This window comes from Parabacteroides sp. AM58-2XD (assembly GCF_003463685.1).
Lineage (GTDB): Bacteria > Bacteroidota > Bacteroidia > Bacteroidales > Tannerellaceae > Parabacteroides > Parabacteroides segnis.
Window position 1 is genome coordinate 1 of the sequence record NZ_QSDP01000192.1, and the last position, 4,770, is coordinate 4,770.

The following is a 4,770-nucleotide window of genomic DNA, read 5'->3' on the forward strand; positions in this document are numbered from 1 at the left end:
GAATCTTATTCCATTTTTTTACTGGTTCACTCTTTGTCTTCCTTTCTTTCAATGGTTTGACATATTACAAATCTATCTTTTTTATCTTATCGAAATTCTATCTGCCAAAACTAAGGTATTATTTTAGTCAATAACCTGGATTTTGTTTTAACTTCGAATTGGTATCAATTGCCCAGTAAGGAATTGGTAATAATTTCGTAAAATCACCTGAAGTTTCCTTTTCATACCAAGGTTGTGTCCACTTACCAAAACGAATCAAATCCTGGCGTCTGAACCCTTCCCATGCCAATTCTCGACTCCTTTCATTTAAGATTTCGTTCAAAGTTAAACCTTTTTCCTGATATAAAGGCACCCCAGCCCTCTCTCTTACTTGATTAAAATAGGAAAGTGCTTCTGAAGTTTTCCCTTGACGAACTAAAGCTTCACCTTTCATTAACAACACATCAGCATAGCGATAAAACACAAAATCATTATTCATCCCATTCATTAATCCTGACTCATACTCATATTTCGCAAAACGTACACCATCATCCAATAAAGCCGGATCATACTCATTATACAGAGCCTTTACATGAGGTCAATAATTTAACTGTCTTGTAGGAGATAACATCAACGGATTACCAGCAACATCATATTGAGGTCCTTCTAACCATGATTTTTTTCGAACATCATTTGATGTATATAAATTATAATTATCCTCCATACCACAAAAGCCATCCCAACAAAAATCCACAATTCCAAATGTTTTTTGACTCAAAGTATGTAAGCTCAATTGATGAAATTTCATCGTAAAAGGTGCATAAATATTATTAATGGGCATTACAAAAATATTTTCTTTCGATCCTTCACTATTCACCTTAAAATTCGCAAAATAATCAGACTCCAATGATAATTTATTAAAATTTATCACCTTATCACATGCTTCTGAAGTTTCCTTCCACATATCATTTCCTATCCATTCTTTTGCATTTAAGTACAACTTAGCCAACATAGTATAAGCCATAGCTTGTGTTACACGCCCATAGTTTTTAGAGGTTGGAACTTCGTCCAAGAAACTTACATTCTCATTAATCTCTGATTCAATAAAATTGAAGACTTCTAATCGACCTACTTGATTTGGTAAATCTTTTTCAATAAAATCTATTGACAGAGGTACATTTCCATACCAATCAATCGCATTCAAATATAGCCAAGCACGTAAAATCTTTACTTCAGCTGCTAAGTTCTTTTTTGTTGGAAAATCTACTGAAGATTCATCCATTTGATATAATATCTGATTACATAAAGTAATACCATCAAAAATAAAACTCCAACAGTCGTTTAGATTTCCTAGCTGAGGATTAAAGTTATGTTTATGCAAAGCAACCCAAACACCATTATCCCACCACAAATTAGTCTCTCTATAAGGACATATAGCTTCATCCGTACAAATAAGTAATGATCCCCATATGAAAGGACTTAAATAAGAAGTTAAATGAGTATATGCACGTCCCACATTCATAATCATCTCATTTTCATTCTTAAAAAATTCATCCGCAGGAACAGTTGAATATATCTTCTCATCCAAATTTGTACATGACTGTGCAAAAACACAGAAAAATAGAATCACTAATATATGAATCTTATGTAATGTTTTCATGATATACTCCATTTAAAAGTTAATATTTAAGCCTAATAAAAACGTTCGAGTCCTCGGATAATATTCATAACGATCCATACCTGGTTCCAAACCTGATAAATCAACTTCCGGGTCAATTCCTTTATAGCCTGTAATCGTAAATAGGTTTTGAGCTGTCAAATACAATTTCAATCTTGAAATCCATGATGTATTCAAATTAAAATTATAGCCGATTGTCAGGTTATCCAACTTCACATAAGAAGCGTTTTCAACAAAACGATCAGAAAACACTGCCGATCCTTTATATTCCGGGTGATCCAGTGTAGATGTTAAAATATTTTTACCTCCGAAATAATTAAATCCTTCATAATACATTCGATGGACATTCAATACATCATTTCCTATTGCACCTCTGAATAAAAAACTCAAATCCCAGTTTTTATAAGTAAATGTATTTGAAAAACCGAATGTAATATCCGGATAAGCATTCCCTATGATCTGATAATCCTCTTCATTGATCACACCATCACTATTTAAATCTTCCAATACATTTTGACCATTCTCATCTACACCTAGAAACTTTGGTCCCCAGAAATTACCAATCGTACCACCTTCCACAATACGTTGCGTGTATTGTTGAAAATCTTCCGGGATATAACCAGTCCTTATTTGTACCATTGCATAGTCTTTATTTGAGAATTTCTCTAATTTATTTGTATTGTGGCTCAATGTCAGCACTGAATTCCAAAGAAAATCTTTTATTCGTACAGGTGTTGCATTAATTGTTATCTCAATACCCGAGTTTTTAATAGTACCAACATTGGTAAACAATTGATTATACAGATTGGGTGGAACAGGAACTGTATACCAATACAACAAATCTTTTGTTGTTCGATTATAATAATCGAACGTTCCACCTAAACGGCCATTCAATACCGAAAAGTCCAAGCCTACATTAAATTCCCCCTTACGTTCCCATTTCAAGTCAGGATTCGGGTTACTGGCTGGTTTATATGTACTGATCCAATTATCATTATAGTAAAAAAATCTATCTTTCTGCAATAACTGCAATGATTTGTAATTACCTATTTCCTGATTTCCTGTAACTCCATAGCCTAAACGTAATTTTAAATCATCAATCCATTTTATATCTTCCATAAAATGTTCTTTATTTATACGCCAACCACCACTAATGGCTGGAAATGTTCCCCATTTATTATTTGCGCCAAAACGGGACGAACCTTCATAACGTACAGAAGCTGATAACAGATATTTCTCCTGATAGTTATACATAACACGACCGAAAAAAGCTATCAACTTATTTTCTTCCTTATAACTACTCATACCCGCTTTGCCCTGTGTAAGTGCTGCTCCTGCTCCAATATTGTGATACGAGAAATAATCCGTATCGAATAAATAATTACGAGACCAGCTACTTTCATATTCTCCTTTATTATACGAATATCCAGCAATAGCTTGAATTGTATGTTCTTTAAATGTCCTCCTGTAATCCAGACTGGCCTCCAACAAACTGGAAGAAGAAGAAGACTTAGATATTTCCGCACTACCATTCGTCCCATAATCTTTTGGATAGTAACGACTAAAATATTGTCCTGTATTAGAAGAGGATTGAGTGACCGATCCCATTACAGAAGCTTTCAAACCTTCAATAATTTCTAAAGAGACTTTCATACTTCCCATGACATCCCAGTTTTCTCTCTCCCTGGTAGATTCTTTTACCATTGCTACTGGATTAAAATACTGGAACGGTCCCGGATTATAATAATAACCTCCTGATATGGGAGTAGTATTCTCTACATCATAAACAGGTTCTGTAGGATTACGCCGGGCAACCTGTTGTAAAATAGCATTGTCAGCCAATTGACTTTTTCCTTTTGAATATACCAAATTATAATCAATAGATAAACGGTCATTAAAATTCCGTTGGTTAACACTCATTTTTGCTCTTAGCTTGTTATTACTGGTTTTATCTAAAAGTCCTTGATCGTTTTGATATGATAAAGATGCACGATACCCCAATGAATTTGTCCCTCCAGATAGTGCTACATTATAATATTGACTTATAGGATTCTTCCGAGTCACTTCATCAAACCAATCAATTGAAGAGCCAAAATCATACTGATCCTTCATTGTCGGATAATAATCATTTATAACTGACCGGAACTGATCTGCAGTTAAAACGTCCAACTTTTTTGCAACGGATTGCATTGCCACATAAGTAGAAAATTCAATTGAACTTTTGCCCTCACTTTTAGCTCTTTTAGTAGTAATCAAAATAACACCATTCGTACCCCTCGTTCCATAAATTGCAGCAGCAGAACCATCTTTCAAGACATCAATAGATTCAATTTCTTCAGGATTGATACTTTCTAAATTTCCTCCAATAATACCATCAATCACAACTAGAGGAGAAGCTCCTCCAGATAAGGTTGTCATTCCTCTCAACTGGACACTGAATCCACCATTCGGATCTCCTCCATTCGGTTTTACAATATTCATACCTGCAACTTGCCCTTGTAATAATTGCATCGGATTACTTATATTTCCTTTTACAAAATTCTCTGATTTCAGACTCGAAATAGAACCGGTAATTTCTTTCTTTGTTGTTGTACCGTAGCCGATAACAACTATTTCGTCCATTTGGGTAACATCTTCCCGCATCCGCACATATAAGCTTTGTTTATTTTCCACAGGTATATCTTGCGATATAAATCCTACATACGAGAATGAAAGAATAGCATTCCCGTCTTTTAACGTCAATTCAAATTTACCCTCTGTATCAGTAATCGTGCCATTAGCAGTCCCTTTTTCTACAACATTCACTCCTGGTAAGGGATTATTCGTGGCATCTATAACTTCCCCTGTTACAACAAAGGCATTAGCAGCGCAGACAGGTAAAACTCCAATAAAAAAGAAAACTACGATTATCCAGAATCTTTTACCAGATAATCTTTCTACACTCAAAAAATTTAATATTGCATTCATAATAAATGAATTAGATTAGGTTTGTTCATTCTACAAAAAACACTCTCTCAATCAAATAATCCTGTATACCATAGGCAATCTATTTAATATTAACATATTTTCCATAATCACTCTTCCTGACCTCACAAAGGTAAAAAGAGATAAAA

3 protein-coding genes are annotated in these 4,770 nt (G+C 34.2%); all 3 read right to left on the reverse strand.

Going from position 1 to position 4,770, the window contains the following annotated elements; translation table 11 throughout:
* Window positions 1-127 precede the first annotated feature (127 nt).
* From DXA15_RS27425 to DXA15_RS24540, 3 genes are read right to left on the reverse strand one after another with little or no spacing between them, the layout of a single operon-like run.
* On the reverse strand, window positions 128-535 hold the full coding sequence (locus tag DXA15_RS27425; RefSeq protein WP_233567621.1) for a RagB/SusD family nutrient uptake outer membrane protein: 408 nt from the start codon (window positions 533-535) through the stop codon (window positions 128-130).
* Window positions 536-577: 42 nt separating this feature from the next.
* Window positions 578-1,639 carry a RagB/SusD family nutrient uptake outer membrane protein gene (locus DXA15_RS24535; protein WP_233567622.1) on the reverse strand — a complete coding sequence of 354 codons (1,062 nt, stop codon included), beginning with the start codon at window positions 1,637-1,639 and terminating at the stop codon, window positions 578-580.
* 12 nt (window positions 1,640-1,651) lie between these two features.
* On the reverse strand, window positions 1,652-4,624 hold the full coding sequence (locus DXA15_RS24540) for a TonB-dependent receptor (protein ID WP_128135788.1): 2,973 nt from the start codon (window positions 4,622-4,624) through the stop codon (window positions 1,652-1,654).
* Window positions 4,625-4,770 lie beyond the last annotated feature (146 nt).

Bases quoted from the DNA above. Each gene is read 5' to 3' on its own strand.
- DXA15_RS24535 (WP_233567622.1), bottom strand. From the start codon at position 1,639: ATGAAAACATTACATAAGATTCATATATTAGTGATTCTATTTTTCTGT.
- DXA15_RS24540 (WP_128135788.1), bottom strand. From the start codon at position 4,624: ATGAATGCAATATTAAATTTTTTGAGTGTAGAAAGATTATCTGGTAAA.